This window comes from Flavobacterium sp. (assembly GCF_046153165.1).
Classification (GTDB): Bacteria; Bacteroidota; Bacteroidia; order Flavobacteriales; family Flavobacteriaceae; genus Flavobacterium.
The window spans coordinates 53,250-71,705 of record NZ_JBJXEN010000011.1; the positions used below are offsets into that span (position 1 = coordinate 53,250).

At 31.7% G+C, this 18,456-nt stretch carries 19 protein-coding genes and 1 tRNA gene; 16 read left to right on the forward strand and 4 right to left on the reverse strand.

The window, feature by feature from the left end:
• Positions 1–26: 26 nt before the first annotated feature.
• The 4 genes from mreC to rodA are packed head-to-tail and all read left to right on the forward strand — an operon-like array spanning position 27 to position 4,550.
• Entirely contained in the window at positions 27–857 is an 831-nt protein-coding gene (gene mreC, locus ACKVOV_RS01835; RefSeq protein ID WP_409205075.1) for a rod shape-determining protein MreC, read from the forward strand.
• Positions 850–1,356, forward strand: coding sequence for a rod shape-determining protein MreD (locus tag ACKVOV_RS01840; RefSeq protein WP_409205076.1), 507 nt, complete (start codon positions 850–852; stop codon positions 1,354–1,356). Before mreC ends, ACKVOV_RS01840 begins: the two co-directional genes overlap by 8 nt.
• Positions 1,353–3,293: a penicillin-binding protein 2 gene (gene mrdA / locus ACKVOV_RS01845; RefSeq protein WP_409205077.1), complete on the forward strand. Its 1,941-nt coding sequence runs from the start codon at positions 1,353–1,355 to the stop codon at positions 3,291–3,293. The genes ACKVOV_RS01840 and mrdA overlap by 4 nt, the downstream gene beginning before the upstream one ends.
• On the forward strand, positions 3,294–4,550 hold the full coding sequence (gene rodA, locus ACKVOV_RS01850) for a rod shape-determining protein RodA (protein WP_409205078.1): 1,257 nt from the start codon (positions 3,294–3,296) through the stop codon (positions 4,548–4,550).
• Between the two features lie 14 nt (positions 4,551–4,564).
• On the opposite strand, the gene ACKVOV_RS01855 is transcribed toward rodA, so the two are convergent.
• Positions 4,565–5,377: a DNA/RNA non-specific endonuclease gene (locus ACKVOV_RS01855; protein ID WP_409205079.1), complete on the reverse strand. Its 813-nt coding sequence runs from the start codon at positions 5,375–5,377 to the stop codon at positions 4,565–4,567.
• Between the two features lie 86 nt (positions 5,378–5,463).
• Here ACKVOV_RS01855 and ACKVOV_RS01860 point away from each other — a divergent pair, with 86 nt between their 5' ends.
• A complete protein-coding gene (locus tag ACKVOV_RS01860; RefSeq protein ID WP_409205080.1) occupies positions 5,464–6,132 on the forward strand; it encodes a hypothetical protein in 669 nt (222 codons plus the stop codon).
• Positions 6,133–6,217: 85 nt separating this feature from the next.
• On the opposite strand, the gene ACKVOV_RS01865 is transcribed toward ACKVOV_RS01860, so the two are convergent.
• Positions 6,218–6,297: transfer RNA gene (locus ACKVOV_RS01865), tRNA-Leu, on the reverse strand.
• Positions 6,298–6,481: 184 nt separating this feature from the next.
• On the opposite strand from ACKVOV_RS01865, the gene ACKVOV_RS01870 reads away from it, so the two are divergent.
• The 3 genes from ACKVOV_RS01870 to pth all read left to right on the forward strand — a co-directional run bounded on the left by ACKVOV_RS01870 (position 6,482) and on the right by pth (position 8,921).
• Positions 6,482–7,423: a ribose-phosphate pyrophosphokinase gene (locus tag ACKVOV_RS01870; protein ID WP_409205081.1), complete on the forward strand. Its 942-nt coding sequence runs from the start codon at positions 6,482–6,484 to the stop codon at positions 7,421–7,423.
• A gap of 30 nt (positions 7,424–7,453) precedes the next feature.
• The gene (locus tag ACKVOV_RS01875) at positions 7,454–8,065 is read left to right on the forward strand and encodes a 50S ribosomal protein L25/general stress protein Ctc (RefSeq protein ID WP_409205082.1); all 612 of its coding nucleotides are present in this window, start codon (positions 7,454–7,456) and stop codon (positions 8,063–8,065) included.
• A gap of 289 nt (positions 8,066–8,354) precedes the next feature.
• A complete protein-coding gene (gene pth / locus ACKVOV_RS01880) occupies positions 8,355–8,921 on the forward strand; it encodes an aminoacyl-tRNA hydrolase (RefSeq protein ID WP_409205094.1) in 567 nt (188 codons plus the stop codon).
• Between the two features lie 48 nt (positions 8,922–8,969).
• Here the strand turns inward: pth and ACKVOV_RS01885 are convergent, their stop codons facing one another.
• Complete coding sequence (locus ACKVOV_RS01885) at positions 8,970–11,765, reverse strand: reprolysin-like metallopeptidase (RefSeq protein ID WP_409205083.1); 2,796 nt, start codon at positions 11,763–11,765, stop codon at positions 8,970–8,972.
• A gap of 167 nt (positions 11,766–11,932) precedes the next feature.
• Here ACKVOV_RS01885 and ACKVOV_RS01890 point away from each other — a divergent pair, with 167 nt between their 5' ends.
• The 3 genes from ACKVOV_RS01890 to bioB all read left to right on the forward strand — a co-directional run bounded on the left by ACKVOV_RS01890 (position 11,933) and on the right by bioB (position 14,629).
• Positions 11,933–12,871, forward strand: coding sequence for a bifunctional riboflavin kinase/FAD synthetase (locus ACKVOV_RS01890; RefSeq protein ID WP_409205084.1), 939 nt, complete (start codon positions 11,933–11,935; stop codon positions 12,869–12,871).
• An 85-nt stretch (positions 12,872–12,956) separates the two neighbouring features.
• Complete coding sequence (locus tag ACKVOV_RS01895; RefSeq protein ID WP_409205085.1) at positions 12,957–13,400, forward strand: hypothetical protein; 444 nt, start codon at positions 12,957–12,959, stop codon at positions 13,398–13,400.
• A 140-nt stretch (positions 13,401–13,540) separates the two neighbouring features.
• On the forward strand, positions 13,541–14,629 hold the full coding sequence (gene bioB / locus ACKVOV_RS01900; protein ID WP_409205086.1) for a biotin synthase BioB: 1,089 nt from the start codon (positions 13,541–13,543) through the stop codon (positions 14,627–14,629).
• A 42-nt stretch (positions 14,630–14,671) separates the two neighbouring features.
• Here the strand turns inward: bioB and ACKVOV_RS01905 are convergent, their stop codons facing one another.
• On the reverse strand, positions 14,672–14,881 hold the full coding sequence (locus ACKVOV_RS01905) for a hypothetical protein (RefSeq protein WP_409205087.1): 210 nt from the start codon (positions 14,879–14,881) through the stop codon (positions 14,672–14,674).
• 403 nt (positions 14,882–15,284) lie between these two features.
• Here ACKVOV_RS01905 and ACKVOV_RS01910 point away from each other — a divergent pair, with 403 nt between their 5' ends.
• From ACKVOV_RS01910 to ACKVOV_RS01930, 5 genes are all read left to right on the forward strand, one after another.
• Positions 15,285–16,517: a tyrosine-type recombinase/integrase gene (locus ACKVOV_RS01910; RefSeq protein WP_409205088.1), complete on the forward strand. Its 1,233-nt coding sequence runs from the start codon at positions 15,285–15,287 to the stop codon at positions 16,515–16,517.
• Complete coding sequence (locus ACKVOV_RS01915; RefSeq protein WP_409205089.1) at positions 16,517–17,179, forward strand: hypothetical protein; 663 nt, start codon at positions 16,517–16,519, stop codon at positions 17,177–17,179. The genes ACKVOV_RS01910 and ACKVOV_RS01915 overlap by 1 nt, the downstream gene beginning before the upstream one ends.
• A gap of 79 nt (positions 17,180–17,258) precedes the next feature.
• Positions 17,259–17,567: a helix-turn-helix domain-containing protein gene (locus ACKVOV_RS01920; protein ID WP_409205090.1), complete on the forward strand. Its 309-nt coding sequence runs from the start codon at positions 17,259–17,261 to the stop codon at positions 17,565–17,567.
• On the forward strand, positions 17,557–17,769 hold the full coding sequence (locus ACKVOV_RS01925) for a hypothetical protein (protein ID WP_409205091.1): 213 nt from the start codon (positions 17,557–17,559) through the stop codon (positions 17,767–17,769). Before ACKVOV_RS01920 ends, ACKVOV_RS01925 begins: the two co-directional genes overlap by 11 nt.
• Positions 17,770–17,869: 100 nt before the next feature.
• Positions 17,870–18,456: hypothetical protein (locus tag ACKVOV_RS01930; protein WP_409205092.1), on the forward strand; the 587-nt coding region annotated here is incomplete at its 3' end.

An 18,456-nucleotide genomic window follows, 5' to 3' on the forward strand; every position in this document is an offset into this window, starting at 1 on the left:
AATTTAAAAAAATATAATTTTTTACGATGCAGCAAATAATTAATTTTATATTTAAAAACAGTACTCGTTTACTGTTTTTGCTGCTTTTGATAACTTCATTAACATTAACCATACAATCACATTCCTATCACCGAAGCACAGTAGTAAACTCCGCCAACTCAGCAACAGGAAGTATATATGAAGAAATAAATAAAGTAAATACTTATTTTAGTTTAAAAGAACAAAATGATAAATTAGCAAGAGAGAATGCCTCCTTGAGAAAAATACTTTTTAATCAGAAAGACAGTACTTCGACACTAAAAAAAGACAGTTTGAAAGGTTATGACAAAATAGATGTAATTCAATCTAGAGTCATAAATAATTCTTATAACGTTCCTGAAAATTATTTAACTATTAATAGCGGATCACTTCAAGGGATAAAAGAAGATATGGGCGTTGTAAACAGTCAAGGAATTGTAGGTATTGTAGAAAAAACATCTCCAAGATATGCAACAATACTAAGTGTATTAAATATCAAATCTCAGATAAATGCTAAAGTTAAAAAATCCAACCATTTTGGTTCTTTAATTTGGGACGGGAAAAATGCAGGTTATGTACAACTTATAGATGTTCCTAGATTGGCTTCAGTAAAAAAAGGAGACACAGTAGTTACTGGTGGTCGTTCTACAATCTTTCCTGAGAATATTCCAGTTGGAATTATCGACAAAATATACACTGATACCGAAACAAATTATTTTACACTGAAAGTAAGATTGTTTAACGACATGACAAATCTAAATCACGTGTATATTATCACTAACAAAGAAAGTGCAGAAATAAATAAACTAGAAAAAGAAACAATCAAAGCTAATGAATAACGCATTGATACTAAATATTGTTCGTTTTATTTTCCTGCTTGCGGCACAAATCGTTATTTTTAATAATATCGATTTATTTGGTTATATAAACCCGTACCCATATGTATTATTTATTTTACTATACCCTGTAAACTCTAACAGAGCAGGATTATTAGTAGCAAGTTTCTTACTAGGACTAACTGTCGATTTATTTGCAAATTCAGGAGGAATACACGCCACGTCTTGTCTAATTTTAGCCTATGTAAGACCTACTTATTTCAAATTTGCATTTGGATTAAGCTATGAATATCAAACAATTAGAATTAACGATAGACTTTCCCCAGAAAGATTTACATTTATATTAATATCAATACTTACTCATCACTTTATATTATTTTTGTTAGAGTATTTTAAATTTATTTTTATTCTAGATGCATTGCTAAGAACAATTGTAACAACTATTTTTACGTTAATAGTAAGCATTATAATCATATATCTATTTAAGCCAAGTAAACGATGAGAAAGCTATTACTTCCAGGAATAGTTATATTTGCTGGTATTCTTATCATTGCAAGACTTTTCTTTTTGCAAATAATTGATGATACTTTCAAATTAAAATCAGAAAATATTTCGATTAAAATTAAATATGATTATCCAGAACGAGGCTATATTTATGATAGAAATGGAGAACTTATGGTAGCCAACCAGCCATCTTATGACATCATGGTGGTACCTCGCGAAACCAAAGAAATGGATACTCTTGAGTTTTGTAATCTTCTAAATATTACCAAAGCCGATTTTATAAAAAAAATAGAAAAAGCAGTTGTTTACAGTCCTATGTTACCATCAGTATTTTTAGGACAATTAAACAAATTAGAATATGCTGCTTTTCAAGAAAAAGAAAGAAAATTTGAAGGGTTTTACATTCAAAAACGTTCTCTTAGAGATTATCAATTAAGCGCAGGAGCCAATGTCTTTGGTTTTATTACCCAAGCAAATGAAGCAATGGTAAAACAAAACCCATATTACAAAAGTGGAGATTTACTAGGAAAACAAGGGGTTGAAGAAACTTATGAAACTGAACTTCGTGGTACCAAAGGAGTAAAACATATACAGCGCGATCGTTTTAATAGAGAAATTGGTCCTTATAAAGAAGGTAAATACGATACTATTGCCGCACAAGGGAAAGATATTACATTAACTATTGATGCAGAACTTCAAAAATATGGAGAAGCATTAATGAAGAATAAACGAGGTGGAATCATTGCTATCGAACCAAGTACTGGAGAAATTTTATGTTTAGTTACTGCCCCGTCATACGATCCAGCAATTTTAGTAGGAAGACAACGTTCTAGAAATTACACAAAACTGTATAATGACTCGTTAGCAAAACCACTATACGATAGAAGTTTACTGGCCGAATATCCGCCTGGTTCACCCTTCAAAATCTTAACAGCACTAGCCGGTTTACAAGCACAAGCAATAGATACATCAACGACCTTTGTGTGTAACCATGGTTTTAGTTATGCTCGAGGAAGATTTATGGGATGTCACTGTGGTGGTGGTGTTCGTAAATTACATATGGGAATTGCAAAATCTTGTAATGCTTATTTTGGAAATACTTATTTACGAACCATCAATAAATTTGCAACTCCATCGGAAGGTGTTGACTTTTGGAGCAGTCACGTAAAAAGTTTTGGTTTAGGGCAATTTATGGGATATGATTTACCTACTGGTCGTAAAGGAAAAATTCCGACTTCAGAAACCTATAAAAAAATGTATCCAAACGGAGGATGGAGAGCTACTGCTGTCGTGTCAAACTCGATAGGACAAGGTGAAGTTTTAATGACACCTATACAACTAGCCAATATGATGGCGACAGTAGCAAATGAAGGTTATTATTATACTCCTCATATTATTAAAAAAATTAAAGGACAACAAATAGATCCAAAGTTTAGAACAAAGCATGTAACTACTATCGATAAAAAATATTTCAAACCTGTTATAGAAGGCTTAGCAGAAGTGTTTAAAACCGGGACTGCTTATTTTCTAAAAGTCGATGGTATAGAAATTTGCGGAAAAACAGGAACCGCAGATAATTTTGCCAAAGTAAACGGACGCAAAGTTATGCTAAAACCTCACTCTGTATTTGTAGCTTTTGCACCCAAAAAAAATCCTAAGATTGCTATTGCTGTTTTAGTTGAAAATGGTGGTTTTGGCGCAACTGTAGCAGGGCCAATTACAACTTTAATGCTTGAAAAATACATTAAAAAAGAAATCACTATGAAAGATAGAGAAAAACGTGTGTTAGAAACCAGCCTCCAAGGTGAATATAACCGTTTTACTAAAAAATATCTTGATTCAATGTATAAAGTAAAAATTCGTAAAGATTCTATTTTAAGAGTAAACAATCTAAAGAAAATAGATTCTATTAAGAAGAGTAAACCAACGACATAAATGAAAAATCAAAGTGTTTCAAATAACATCGACTGGATAACAGTACTTATATATATGGCGCTTGTGGCTATTGGCTGGATGAATATTTACTCTGCCGATATGACTACAAGCTCTGAATATTATCTTGATTTTAATCAAAATTACGGGAAGCAATTAATTTTCATTTCACTAAATGTGATTTTAATAATTGTAATTTTAACTGTAGACGCGAAGTTTTACGAAAAATTTTCTAGTGTTATATTTGGAGCCTCATTAATATTACTAGCAGGTTTATTTGTCTTTGGAAAAACAATTGCGGGACAACGTTGTTGGTATGCCATTGGAGGATTTACATTACAGCCTTCAGAATTCGCAAAAGCTGCCACAGCACTAGCCTTAGCTAAATACTTAAGTGATAGTCAGGTAAATTTAAAGAACTTGAAACATCAAGTTATCGCTTTGTTAATTATGAGTTTACCCATATTATTAATTTTGCCACAGCCAGACCCAGGAAGTGCATTAATATTTGTCATGTTCATATTAGTACTAAATCGAGAAGGACTTCCTTCATGGTATTTATGGACAGGGTTTATTGCCATAATTATTTTTGTACTAACATTAGTCATAAAGCCACAATATGTGATATTAATAGCTTTTTCAGGAGTTGCATTACATTATATTAAATCTAGAAAAATTAACAGAAATATTATAGCCAGTACTATAATACTAATATTAATGTCTGCTTTTGTCTTATCTGTTGATTATGTTTTCGAAAACGTATTTAAACAACATCACCGTGATCGTTTTAATATTTTATTAGGCAAAGATGTTGATATGAATGGGATAGGTTACAATACTAATCAATCAGAAATTGCAATAGGATCTGGCGGATGGTTTGGGAAAGGTTTTCTAGAAGGAACGCAAACAAAAGGAAATTTTGTACCAGAACAACACACTGATTATATTTTTACAACAGTAGGCGAAGAATGGGGATTTGTAGGGTCATCTGTTTTAGTTTTGCTCTTTGTTGGTCTTATCTTAAGGGTGCTGTATCTAGCCGAAAATCAGAAAACAAAATTTAGCCGAGTATACGGTTACGGAGTTGCATCTGTATTATTTACACACTTTTTTGTAAATATCTCTATGGTAATCGGGATTTTTCCAACCATTGGGGTTCCCCTACCGTTTATGTCCTATGGTGGATCAAGTTTATGGGGATTTACCATTTTACTATTCATTTTCATAAAAATGGATGCTAACAAAGTAAATGAATGGTAAAATAATCTTTTAAACTAAAAACTCCAGTCTTTATAATCGGCCGATTTTTCTAATCGATTCTCAATATTATCAGGAAGGTTAGGAAAAAAATTTATTCCTGTCATTTTTTCAATTTTATCTATAGGAACAACAAATGTATTTAAAGGTTTTTCAGAAGGTTCATGAGGTAATAAAAAAGCTATAACTTTATACTCTCCTCTAGAATTATCCAGTAATATTTTATAAAAAAACCTAGGAACAGAAACATTTTCTTTACCAATAGTATTTAAATTATTTGTTAATACGCCACCTGTCACGACATAAACACCATCATATTTTGCAGCCCAGTATCTAGTTTTTTGCTCTAAATTATTCCAAATTCCAGCATTAAAATCGTTTAACTGAGGTGAAATATTCGAAGTATAAAAAGTTTCATAAAAAGCCTTTCGAGAAAACCTCCTGTCAGCAGCAGGACACAAATGACCCTTATCATAACCTGAATGCTTGTAGTTTTTCCAACTAGCAGAACCAGTTTCTACCTGAGGATCATCAATAAAATAGGGTCTTTCTAAATTCGAATGACTTAACTGATTTTTCTTTAGCTCATAAGCAACCCATTCCGCTTGCTCATGTCTTTCGCTATATGATAAAGTATAAAATTCATGTTCTACAATCTCTTCTGTGGTAGAGGTTGGTAAATAATAATTTTTATCACTTATAGAAACAATAGTACTTGCAAGACTATTTTTAATAATGCATTTCTCATTTTGGTCTGATTTTTGCTTATTACATCCAAATAAAACAAAAAAAGAAGTGGTATAAATTAAAATTTTATAATAAAATCTCATAAAATTATCTAATTAGTGTATTTTTATCAGGTAAATATAATAAGTAAATTCATTCTATTTCGATTAAAAAATTAAAAAACAAATTTATGAAAACAAAAATTATTATTGCTGGACTAACACTTTTATTCAATTTTTCATTAAATGCTCAAGTTACATCAAGTGAGGTAACAAATACCGTTTCAGACACAAAAGAAGTTAAGGAAGCTGCGAAAACGAGCGAATATAAAGATCTCAATAAGGATATGGCAAATGAGATGGAAGCAAAAAGAGTAGAAAAAGAAGCAAAGAAAGAAAGCGAAAGAGTCCAAAATGATCTTGACAGAGCTAAAAAGGAAAAAGATAAAGCACAAAAAGATTTAGACAGAGCCGAAAAAGAAAAAAAACATGCTGAAAAAGAAGCCGAAGAAAAAATAAAGAAAGAAGAGAAAAGAATTAAAGATTCTGAAAAGGCCGCAGATAAATTAGAAGCTGCTCAGAAAAAAATGGAAAAAGAAAGAGAAAAAGCAGAAAAAGAAAGAGAAAAATCTGCTAAAGCTCAAGATAAATACATAAGTGAAAAAGAAAAACTTGCGGATATTAATGATGATATTTTAAAAAGTACCGAAAAATTTGACAAGCAAAACAAAAAAGGAAAATTATCTCCACAAGACATTACAAAATGGAATGAGAAACTAACAAAAATGAAAGAAAAATTAGCCGACCAAGAAAAAAGAATTGAAAAAGCTAAACGAGAAGCTGATAAATTAGCTAGATAAAACTACAAACCACCTTCGGGTGGTTTTTTTATATTTTAAGTTTACCCCATAAAAAAAAAATCCCCTTCTTTCGAAGAGGATCTTGTACCCGGAGCCGGGCTCGAACCGGCACGGTTTCCCACAGGTGTTTGAGACCAGCGCGTCTACCAATTCCGCCATCCGGGCTCATGGAGACAAAATTAAAATCTGTAATAGATCGTCATTTTGATTTCGTGACTGCAAATGTAAATATTTTTTTTGCAATTCATAAAAAAATACTTAAAAATTATCTTTCTTAGTCCAATTAAATTCCTAAATTTGCACCTCGGTAAAACGAAACACAACTAACTAACTACAAAACAACTAATTAATGCCACACCTAGAACCCGAAGCAAAAGTATTTGCCTGTTCGCAAAGTGTTTACCTAGCTGAGAAAATTGCCGAGAAATACGGTGTACAGTTAGGAAAAGTAACGTTCTCGCAATATAGTGATGGCGAATTTCAGCCGTCTTATGAAGAATCCATCCGTGGATTACGTGTATTTATTGTATGTTCTACATTCCCAAGCGCAGATAATCTGATGGAATTGTTACTTATGATAGATGCCGCAAAAAGAGCTTCAGCAAGACATATAACAGCTGTAATTCCTTATTTTGGATGGGCGCGTCAAGATAGAAAAGATAAGCCTAGAGTCCCAATTGGAGCAAAATTAGTTGCAAAATTGCTAGAAAGCGCAGGAGCTACAAGAATAATGACTATGGATTTGCATGCAGACCAAATACAAGGTTTTTTCGAAAAGCCAGTAGATCATTTATTCGCATCGACAATTTTTCTACCTTATGTAAAAAGTTTAGGTTTAGAAAATTTAACAATTGCATCGCCAGACATGGGAGGATCTAAAAGAGCTTATGCTTATTCTAAATTCTTAGAATCAGACGTTGTAATTTGTTACAAACAAAGAAAAGTAGCTAACATAATCGATTCTATGGAATTGATTGGCGAAGTAAAAGGTCGAAATGTAATCTTAGTTGACGACATGATAGACACAGGAGGCACTTTGGCGAAAGCCGCAGATTTAATGATAGAAAAAGGAGCATTAAGTGTAAGAGCAATATGCACACATGCTATTTTATCTGGAGACGCTTACGAAAAAATTCAGAATTCAAAATTGCTTGAATTAATAGTGACCGATTCTATTCCGCTAAAGAAAGAATCAAACAAAATAAGAGTCGTGAGTTGTGCACCTCTTTTTGCAGAAGTAATGAACATGGTACATCACAACAATTCCATTAGTGGAAAATTTTTAATGTAAATTATTATTTATTAACTATATTTTTTTAAAATGAAATCGATTACAATTAAAGGATCAGAAAGAGAAAGCGTGGGAAAAGTTGCGACTAAAGCCTTACGTAATGCTGGAGCGGTTCCTTGCGTATTATACGGAGGAGATCAACCAGTGCATTTTTCAGCAGACGAAAGAGCATTCAAAACATTGGTTTACACTCCAAACGCACACACAGTTGTGATTGAAGTTGAAGGCGGAAAATCTTACAACGCAGTTTTGCAAGATATCCAAGTACACCCAGTTTCTGACAAAATTTTACACCTTGATTTTTATCAATTATTTGATGACAAAGAGGTTACTATGGAAGTTCCAGTAAGAATCATCGGAACATCTCCAGGTGTATTATTAGGTGGTGTTTTACGTCTTAACTCACGTAAACTAAAAGTAAAAGCTTTACCAGCTAACTTACCAGATTTCTTAGATGCAGACATTACGCCTCTAGAAATGGGTAACAAAATTTATGTTACAGCATTAGCAAATGACAAATACAAAATCCTACACCCAGACAACACAGTTGTTTGTCAAGTAAGAATCTCTCGTGCTGCTATGAAAGCTGCTCAAGAAGCTGCAAAAGCTGCAAAAGCACCAGCAAAAGGAAAGAAAAAATAATATTTCGATATACTTTTTCAAAAAGCGCTCCAATTGGGGCGCTTTTTTTATTAGGAGCTATTCCTGCTGTACGATACAATCTTTTGCCTCGCTATCTCGTCCCAAAAGACGAGAACGAGACAAAAGGATTTCCACTGCCATCAGGGCTAGAAACAAACATTATAAATAAATCAAACATTTTCTAAAAATCTAGCAATCTAAAAATCTAACTTTCTATTTTTGCAATATGATACAGTGGATTTCAACTCTTTTTTCGAAAACCAAAACCGAAGAAAGCAACAACGACAATATGAAAAAGTTTTTAATAGTAGGATTAGGAAATATAGGAGCCGAATACGTAAATACACGCCACAACATAGGTTTCAAAGTATTAGATTTTCTAGCAAGAAAAGAATCACTAGATTTTCAAACGGTAAAATTAGGATCACTTGCCGAATATAAACTTAAAGGAAGAACACTTTTACTACTAAAACCCAATACTTATATGAACTTAAGTGGGAAAGCTGTTCAGTACTGGATGGAAAAAGAGAAAATAGAAAAAGACAATGTCCTAATTATTACCGATGATTTAAACTTAAGTTTTGGAACCATTCGTATAAAACCAAAAGGAAGCGATGGCGGTCACAACGGACTTAAAAGCATTCAGCAAACACTAAATTCATCCGATTATCCACGTTTTAGATTTGGAATCAGTGACGAATTCAAAAAAGGAAAACAAGTAGATTATGTACTAGGCGAATGGGACGAAATCGAAAAAGAAAAACTTCCAGAACGATTAGAAATAGCTTCAGAAGCAGTTAAATCATTTGCATTAGCAGGACTAGAAAACACAATGACCATATACAACGGAAAATAAAAAAGGAAGCCAAATTGGCTTCCTTTTTTACATTATATAAATATTATATTATTGTACAACAATACGTTTTACAGTTTTCTTAGCACCATCTACAATAGATACCAAATAAATTCCTGCTTCAACTTTATTTAAATTAATATTTTGATTGAAAGCACCAGTATTAGAGAATGATTTCTCATATACTTGACGACCTCTCATATCGTGTACATTAATTTTGATATCATTGCTAGAATCTGAAGTGAATTTAACAGCAAAACTTCCATTATTAGGGTTAGGATACAAATTAAAATCTGTAAACTCAAATTCATCATTAGACAAAGTATATGTTTTATTACACAATGTTACTCCCCAAGAGTTAATAGTACCTGTATCCCCATTATAAAAATCTGCGGTAGTTAATCTCCATGTCCCATTGGCCACTAAACCATTAAACACTGATAAAGGAGATGCAGGAGAAAATGTTCCTGTCATATTTGCTACACATGTAAACGCAGCAGCACCATCACTCATAGTGATATTAAAGTTATCATTCCCTGCACAAGATCTGTTCCAAACACTTGCAAAAGTCGTAGTATTAGGATGTGTAATTTGCACAACTAAATCATTCGGCCATGTATGAGAAACATTTAGAGAAACATCTACATCTGTCAAATTATAAGTAACTGGCACAGCTATTGTGTTAGAAACTACAGCACCATTAACATTAGCACCTGTACCGTCTGGCACAGCTAGAGGTGTAGTATTAGTATAAGTGTTACAAGTATTTGAAACTGTATAACCAATTGCAATAGGTTGTGGATTAATATCATAAAAAATATGAGTGTGCGCTTTTACCATAACACGAGCATTAGTTGTAGTAACATTTGGAACTGTAATAGTTTGTGTTCCATCATTAGCTGTATTAGCAACTAAAACTGTTGGAAATGTTAAACCTCCATCTGTAGACAATAAAATATCTACAAATTGATCGCCAGGAACATTTGCAGCGTATGCTACATTTGTACCACCAACTGCCCAAGTAATAGTTTGCGTAGATCCTTGAATCCAAGTTTGATCAACTGTTGCTTGAGAAGTTACATCAAACGGACCTACTGTTCCACTTACAGTAACCACCATATCGTCAAAATTAGTTTGACCAACTTTAACTGGAACTGTTGAACTATAAGGAGCATTATCTCTTACTGTTAATCTAAAATTTAATGTTCTTGCTACCGAACTCAATGCTTCTGAACTAACTTCTAATCCAGGTGTTACTGATAGATTAGATAAAGTTGTAGAAAGTAATGGAAAGTTTCTTGAAGGCGAGCTTGAAGCATTAAAAGATCTCCAGTTTGCACCACCAGTTGCTTTAGTTGCACTAGGACCACTAGATGCTCCTGTAAAACCTGTCCCTGCGCCAGTTAGAGCATCCATTTGCTCCCAACTATAGGTTAAAGCATCTCCTGCATTTGCATCTGTTCCTGTTCCTGTTAGTAAAAAAGGCGTGCTTTTAGGAATAGTATAATCCACTCCTGCACCTGCAACAGGCGTTGCATTATTTGCTGAAATATTAGTTGTAACTGGACATGTTTTTCCAGATAAATTTGCTTGAATTTGTGCAATAGTAGCTGCGTGATATTTATCTATTGAATGTGGCACGAAATCATATGACGTAATACCAGCATAACCCATAATAGTTACTCCTGATCCTGGTTCAACTTGAACAGTAGAACCTGTTTCTCTTCCATGTGTAAAAGTATGATTCCCTCCTAATTGATGTCCTACTTCATGTACTACATAATCAATATCAAAGTTATCACCTTCTGGAATAGCATCTCCAGGCGATGTAAATCCACTTCCTTTTGAAGCATCTACACAAACACAACCTATACATCCCGCATTTCCTCCACCACCTGAAGCTCCAAATAAGTGACCAATATCATAATTAGCTGCCCCTACAACACTTGTAATTGTTGATTGAAGTTCGCCATTCCAAGCACCATCAGCACCTAAACCATCTCCACTTCCTGCACTTCCTGCATCAGAATAAGGATCTGTCGCTGGATCTAAATATAAAAGAGTGGTGTTGTTTACTAAATTCAAGTGAAGTCCTAAATCTTTTTCATAAACACCATTACATCTTGTTAATGTAGTATTTACAGCAGCTAAAGTAATAGCAGTTGTTGGCGTAGTTCCTACTGCAATTTTATTAGCAAAATAAACAGAATATTCTCCTGTACATGACTGCGCCAAACGCATTACTTTTAACTGACCTGCACTTGATTTTTGAACATTAGAAACCTTAAGACTTAAGTCTTCTGCCATTTGCTTATCATCTACACCACATGACCAAGGTAATTTACCTGTTTGACGTTGTGATTTGTAAACAGCATATACTCTGTGGTCTTGAGAATAAGGCTCAATAAATTCATTTTCTTTATCGGTTCTAAAAATCATTGTATTTATTCCTTGAGGAGAAACACTTAATTTTATTGTTGCGTATTTATCTGTAATCCCTTTTCCTGAATAAGCTCTTATCTCAGGAAATTGAGCTTGTAAATCAGTTTCAAAATTAGAAGCTTCATAAATTTCATATTGTTCTATTCCTCCATCAGCATTTGGCAAAGAAATTATAGTAGCATTTTTTGATGCATTTTTACCAACAATAGAAAATAAATCTCCATGAAGCAAATCAGCATTCAAATTAAATAATTTAAATTCCTTTGGAAAAGTTTGTCTTGAAACACCTCTATCAGTAATCATTTTAGAACTATCTCCTTTATTAGAAGACCAGTACTTTTCTGACTGTGCATTCACTTGGCCTAGAGCTAGTAATGACAATAGCGTAAGTAATTGTTTTTTCATTATTAAAAAATTTTGGTTATAAAAGCAAATATAATCATTTTTTAAAAAAACTCTACATTTTTTAACAAAAAACACCTAACCAACCAAAAAATATAAACATTATACATTTATATTGCTTTTTATTAATTCAAAACTTAAGTTATATTTGCTACATAAAACTATTCCCTTTGAAAGTATTCCATTCTATATCCGAATTTTCTTGTAAAAAAAAAACCGTCGTAACTCTTGGTACTTTTGATGGCGTACATCTAGGCCACCAAAGAATCATAAACCGCCTTTTAAATAGCACTCAAGACAATCAACTAGAGACCGTTGTACTTACTTTTTTACAACATCCTCGCAGTGTTTTGCAAGCAGAAAGCAACATTAAATTACTGAACACTAATAAAGAAAAAACAACTCTTCTAGAAAAAAAAGGAGTTGATAATTTAATAATACACACTTTCGACACTAATTTTTCAGAATTAACAGGCGAAGAATTTGTAAAAACCATATTGGTCGACAAACTAAATATTCAAAAAATTATTATTGGTTATGACCATCGCTTCGGGAAAAATCGTGCATCCGATATACATGATTTAATTTATTTTGGCAAAAAATATCATTTTGATGTAGAACAGATTTCTGCCAAAGAAATAGATGAAATCTCAATAAGTTCTACTAAAATTAGAAAAGCAATTCAGGACGGAAACATAAAATTAGCAAACCAATATTTAGGCTATAATTATACTTTTACAGGAAAAGTGGTAAAAGGAAAACAACTTGGACGCACAATAAATTTCCCTACCGCTAACATTAGCATTTATAATATTCAAAAAATTGTTCCGAAAAATGGTGTTTATATTGTTGAAGGTTCTTGGCAAGGAGAAACTCATAAAGGCATGATGAATATTGGAATAAAACCCACTGTCGATGGAAAAAATACAACCATCGAAGTTCATTTTTTTGATGTAGATCAAGATTTATATGATTTAGACATTACAATTTCTGTACATGAATTTATTAGAGACGAGATTAAATTTAATTCGATTGATGAATTAAAGATACAACTTCAAAAAGACAAAACCACTTCATTAGAGTATTTTTTAAAAACAGATAAGTGTTAAATATTTGTAATTCAAGTATTTATTAATTACATTTGATTGTATTATTATACTTTTTTAACCAATTGTTTAATTAAAACTTATTGTTATGAGTATCTCAAAAGAACTTAATAATGGCACTTTAATTTTCATAGGTATTGGGATTTACTTTCTCATAATGGAATTATTAGGATTATCACATCTTTTTTTTCTTAGAATGCTAAATATTGTTATTGTTATTTATTTTTTAAACAAGACTATAAAGTCCAATTATAACGAAGGGAAAATAGACTATTTAGAAAATTTAATTTCAGGAACATTAACCGCATTAATAGGTGTAATATTAAGCGTTATTGGTTTACTTATTTACATTTCCATAAAAGGTGGCGATGCTTATTTAGGAAAATTGTCTCAAAATTTCTTATTCGGTGGCGGAGCACCCACTATGAATCAATACTGCATAGGGCTCTTTTTTGAAGGAATTGCATCATCAATAATCATAACATTTACATTAATGCAATACTGGAAAGACAGACCCATAAAACATTTTTAGAGCTAGTTTATTACGTTTTTTAATAAAATGTTTTTAGTGAAATTTATTTTCCTAGAAACATTTTTTAGTTTAAATGAATATGTTTACCAAACTTTAAACCGAAATCCTTATTTTTGACATCTATTTTATAAGATACTACTATGAGTGTAATGAGAAATAATTGGACAAAAGAAGAAATAATTGCCATATACAACAAACCGCTAATGGATTTGCTTTACGAAGCAGCATCTATTCACAGAGAACACCATGACCCAAATGTTGTTCAAGTTTCAACTTTACTTTCTATAAAAACAGGTGGTTGTCCCGAAGATTGTGGATATTGTCCACAAGCAGCAAGATATCATACAGATATTGAAGGCAATGATTTAATGAGCGTGCAACAAGTTAAAGCACAAGCATTACGAGCAAAATCATCAGGGTCATCTAGAGTTTGTATGGGAGCCGCTTGGAGAAATGTAAAAGACGGACCAGAATTTGATCAAGTTCTAGAAATGGTAAGAACAATAAACAAACTTGACATGGAGGTTTGTTGTACTTTAGGAATGATCACCGAAAATCAAGCACATCGATTAGCAGAAGCAGGATTGTATGCCTATAATCACAACTTAGACACTTCTGAAGAATATTACAAAGAGGTTATTTCTACAAGAGGTTTTGAAGATAGAATTCAGACTATTGAGAATGTTAGAAAAACAAATGTTACTGTTTGCAGTGGCGGAATTATTGGTATGGGAGAAAGTATCGAAGATAGAGCTGGAATGTTAGTAGCGCTATCAACACTAAATCCACAACCCGAATCTGTGCCAATAAATGCATTAGTTGCTGTAGAAGGAACTCCGATGGAAGAAGAAAAACCTGTTGAAATCTGGGAAATGATTAGAATGGTTGCTACAACTAGAATAATTATGCCAGAAACTCAAGTTCGTTTGTCTGCTGGAAGAATGAACATGAGTAGAGAAGGTCAAGCTATGTGTTTCTTTGCTGGAGCAAATTCGATTTTTGCAGGAGATAAATTACTTACAACTCCAAATCCAGATGTAAATGAAGATATGAAAATGTTCGAATTATTAGGTTTGAATGCACAAAAACCATTTATAAAAATCATGCAACCAACAACTGTTGAAGCAAAAGATTCTCAATATGAATCATTAGGAGAAAAACCAAAATGGTCAAGACCTGGACATTCAATCGAAAGAAATTTAGAAGTTTCGACAAAAGTCAAAAACTAAAAAAGGTTATAACAAAAAAGGTACGCAAATGCGTACCTTTTTTTATTTAGATTGTAATTTAAATTTCTTAAGTGTGTAAAAACCATATACTATTGCGACAAAAACAAGCAATACAATACTACTATCTATAGGCAAACCTGGCGGCGGCGGCGGCGTAGGTGGTGGTGGCCCTACTGGAGGAGCAGCAAATGTACTTAATGTTGTTAGCAAGGCTAACAAACTTAGGCTGATTTTTCTTGGAGCAATCTTCATAGTTGTAAAAATATAAAAAAAATCTTTTTATCAAAATCTTTTAAGTGTTATTTTAAAAAATCTTTTTAATTCAACTTTGAGACAATATTAAGTGAAAAAAATGATTCAACCAATTAATTTTTAAAAAAAATCATAAAAAATATTCAATTCTAGTATTTTTAAAGCTTAGACAACTGTTAAAGCCAAAAAAACCTTTCAATTTCTTGAAAGGTTTTACAAAATTAATGTGGTCCCACTTGGACCCCTTGAGCTATTATCAAATCTTACTACATTTTACTTCATTTATTAATATTAAAAGGGGTTACAGGGTTTTTAGAATAAGATGAAATCAAGCTAAAAATGATTAAAACAAAATTATTCGTCCCCTCATTCGTCCCCTGAGAAATTTGTTTTATATTTGCTCATGTCAAAAGCAAAATTCATTCTTAAAGAGCCTACATCAAAGGAAGACACTCTAATCTATCTGATTTATAATTATCAGTATAGTAGGTTCAAATATTCTACTGGAGAAAGAATAAATCCAAAATTTTGGAACGTAAAAACTCAAAGAGCAAAAGAAACTAAACAATTTAGAGAATATCCTGAGTTTAACACGAAATTAGATAAGATTCAAAACGCAATTCAAAACACTTTTAGAAAGTTGTTAAACGATGAAATTCAGCCAAATAACACAATTCTAAAGCTTGAATTAGAAGCTGCTTTAAGTGGTAATTTATTAAAACCCAAAAAACAAACATTCATTTCTTTTATTGAAAACTACATAATAGAATGTCAGTCTATAAAACGAGAGGGCACGATTAAAGCATATAAAACAACGTATAAATATTTACTTGAATACTCATCGAAATACAAACTTATAGATTTTGAAAATATAACTTTAGAGTTTTACAACAATTACACTTCTTTTCTTGCTCAAGAACATTTATTGTCTGCTAATACTGTAGGGAAGCATATCAAAACAATTAAAACTTTTCTGAATGAAGCAACCGAAAGAGGTATTAATCAAAACTTAGAATTCCGTAAAAAGAAATTTAAAACTCTAAGAGAAGATTCTGATACTGTGTATTTAAGCATTAAAGAATTGGAACAATTTGAAAAACTTAAACTAAATAAAAATCTTGGATTAGATAAAGTAAGAGATTTATTTTTAATTGGTTGTTATACTGGTTTACGCTTTTCTGATTTCACTCAAATAAAACCCGAAAATATAAATATTGAAAAATCAATACTTCTAATCAGAACGCAGAAAACAAGTGAAAGGGTTGTAATTCCATTGCACAAAACAGTAAAAACAATATTACAAAAATATAATTATCATCTCCCAAATGCATTTACTAATCAGGTAATGAATAAGTATATAAAAGAGATTGCTAGTTTAGCGGATATACAAGAATTAACTGAGTCAACAATTACTCGTGGTGGAATTGTAGAAAAAACAACCTTGCCAAAATTTAAATTAATTTCAACACACACAGCAAGAAGAAGTTTTGCAACAAATGTATATTTGGCTGGCGTTCCTACTATTTCAATAATGAAAATAACAGGACATAAAACAGAGCGTTCATTTATGTCATATATAAGAATTAGTCAAGAAGAAAATGCAGATAAATTACTAACTCACCCATTTTTTAAATAATGAAAACAACCACACTATTAGAATTTCAAAATGCTTTCAACTTAGCTATTGAAAACACAGAAAATAAAAAATTCGTTATTGAAACAGAGATTGATGAGATAAAAAATTATATCAACTATATTCCAAACTTTAAAACATTTCAAAAACCAGTTAAATCGAATTTAAAAAATAAAGCAAATAAAATTTTCGATTTAAAAATATCGGATTTACTCAGAGATTTATTTAGTGATGCTTTCAATCAACATATGCAAGTCGGCACTTACAAACTCGAAAAATCTCATTCAGACACACCTGAAATGTATAAAATCAAAGAAGATACTGTAAAACAAGCTTCTGAGTTTTCAGAATATTATAAGTGGTTAAGTAATTATAATTTTGTTCCCCAAAAAGAAGAGGAATTTAATGTTGGACTTAGATTACTTTCTTTAGAATATTTAGGCGTCGATTTATTAAATAATGATAAAACAAAAATTGCAAGAACTCTTGCTCCTATCATTGGAATGCATCAGCAGACAATCAGAACATCATTGACTTATTTGCACATCGATAAAAATGAAATTAGAACAATTGGTAACTTACTTAAACTGCAAGAATTCTTTAAAAATCAAGGTCATACAAGTATTGTTCTGAAAATTCAGAAAGATATTGAAGCTATTAAATAAACATTTGTAGCGCTACAACAAAAGGCTACAACTTCTTTCTCATAACATCTTTGCATCATTACTAATCAAATAAAGTAAAATGATGCAAAAATTTATGCTATCCTCTATCGAGTTATCAGAACTCAAAAAAATTGTTGAAGATGCTGTTTTCAATCAATTAAAATGCTTTGTTCCAATTGTAGAACAGAAAAGCAACCAATTACTCACAAGAAAACAAACTGCAAGTTTTCTCTGTATCTCACTCCCTACTCTTCATGATTGGACTAAAACGGGAATTATTAAAGCACACCGAATAGGAAATAGAGTGCTTTATAAAAATGACGAAATCAATGATTCTCTTAGTCAAATTAACACTTCAAATGCAAAAGGAGGTCGTTATGGAAACTAAAAAAAATGACTACTCCGTAATTATCTTTTTTGAAAACGAACCAAAGCCTAAAAAATGGAATTATGTTCATAAACTAAACGGTTTTGTAATGTTTCTAAACAAAGAGCATTCAACTTGGGCTTATATGAATGTTTACGAACGTAGAACAGGTAAATATCTTAAACGATTTCATAAAGGCAATTTCATACCTCCATTTATTTAGGTATCCTTTTTTTTTAACCTTTAAAATTAAAAAACCTTTAATAATAACTTTTAATAAATAACCTTTTAATGGTTTTAATTAATGTACAACGATTCAGATTATGATGGTAAAAAATACATACGGCACAAGCGTTGCTTTTTCAACTCGAGAATTTGGAGTAATTCCAAAAAGTGAGTTTACTGGTTCGGCTTTGCAAAGAAAAAAGCAAGAGCCAAAAGAAAAAACTTTAAAAGAAAAAACAACATGCAAACCAAAAGCAGAAAAACCAAAAGAACCCAAACTTCGGTTTCTGTCTAAACGGTCAAAACAAAAAATTAGAAAAAAACTAATTTGTTTTGCAAGATGCTACAAACGATTAAGTTTTGTAACACTCACATTTTTAAATGATACTACAGACGAAAAAGCTGTAAACATATTGCGAAAATTTATTGATAACACTAAAAAAAGAAGTGAAAATTTTCAATACATATGGGTAGCCGAAAGGCAAACTAAAAATGAAATGTTTAAGGGAAATATTCATTTTCACATGATTACCAACAAATATTGGAAAATAGAAAAATGGTGGAACTACTGGATTGATTTACAAAAGAAAAACGGAATTGTCCCAAGAGATGAAAATTACAAACCCTCTTCCGCTTTCGATGTAAGACAACTAAACTCGAATAACATTAGGTCTATTGCTTCTTA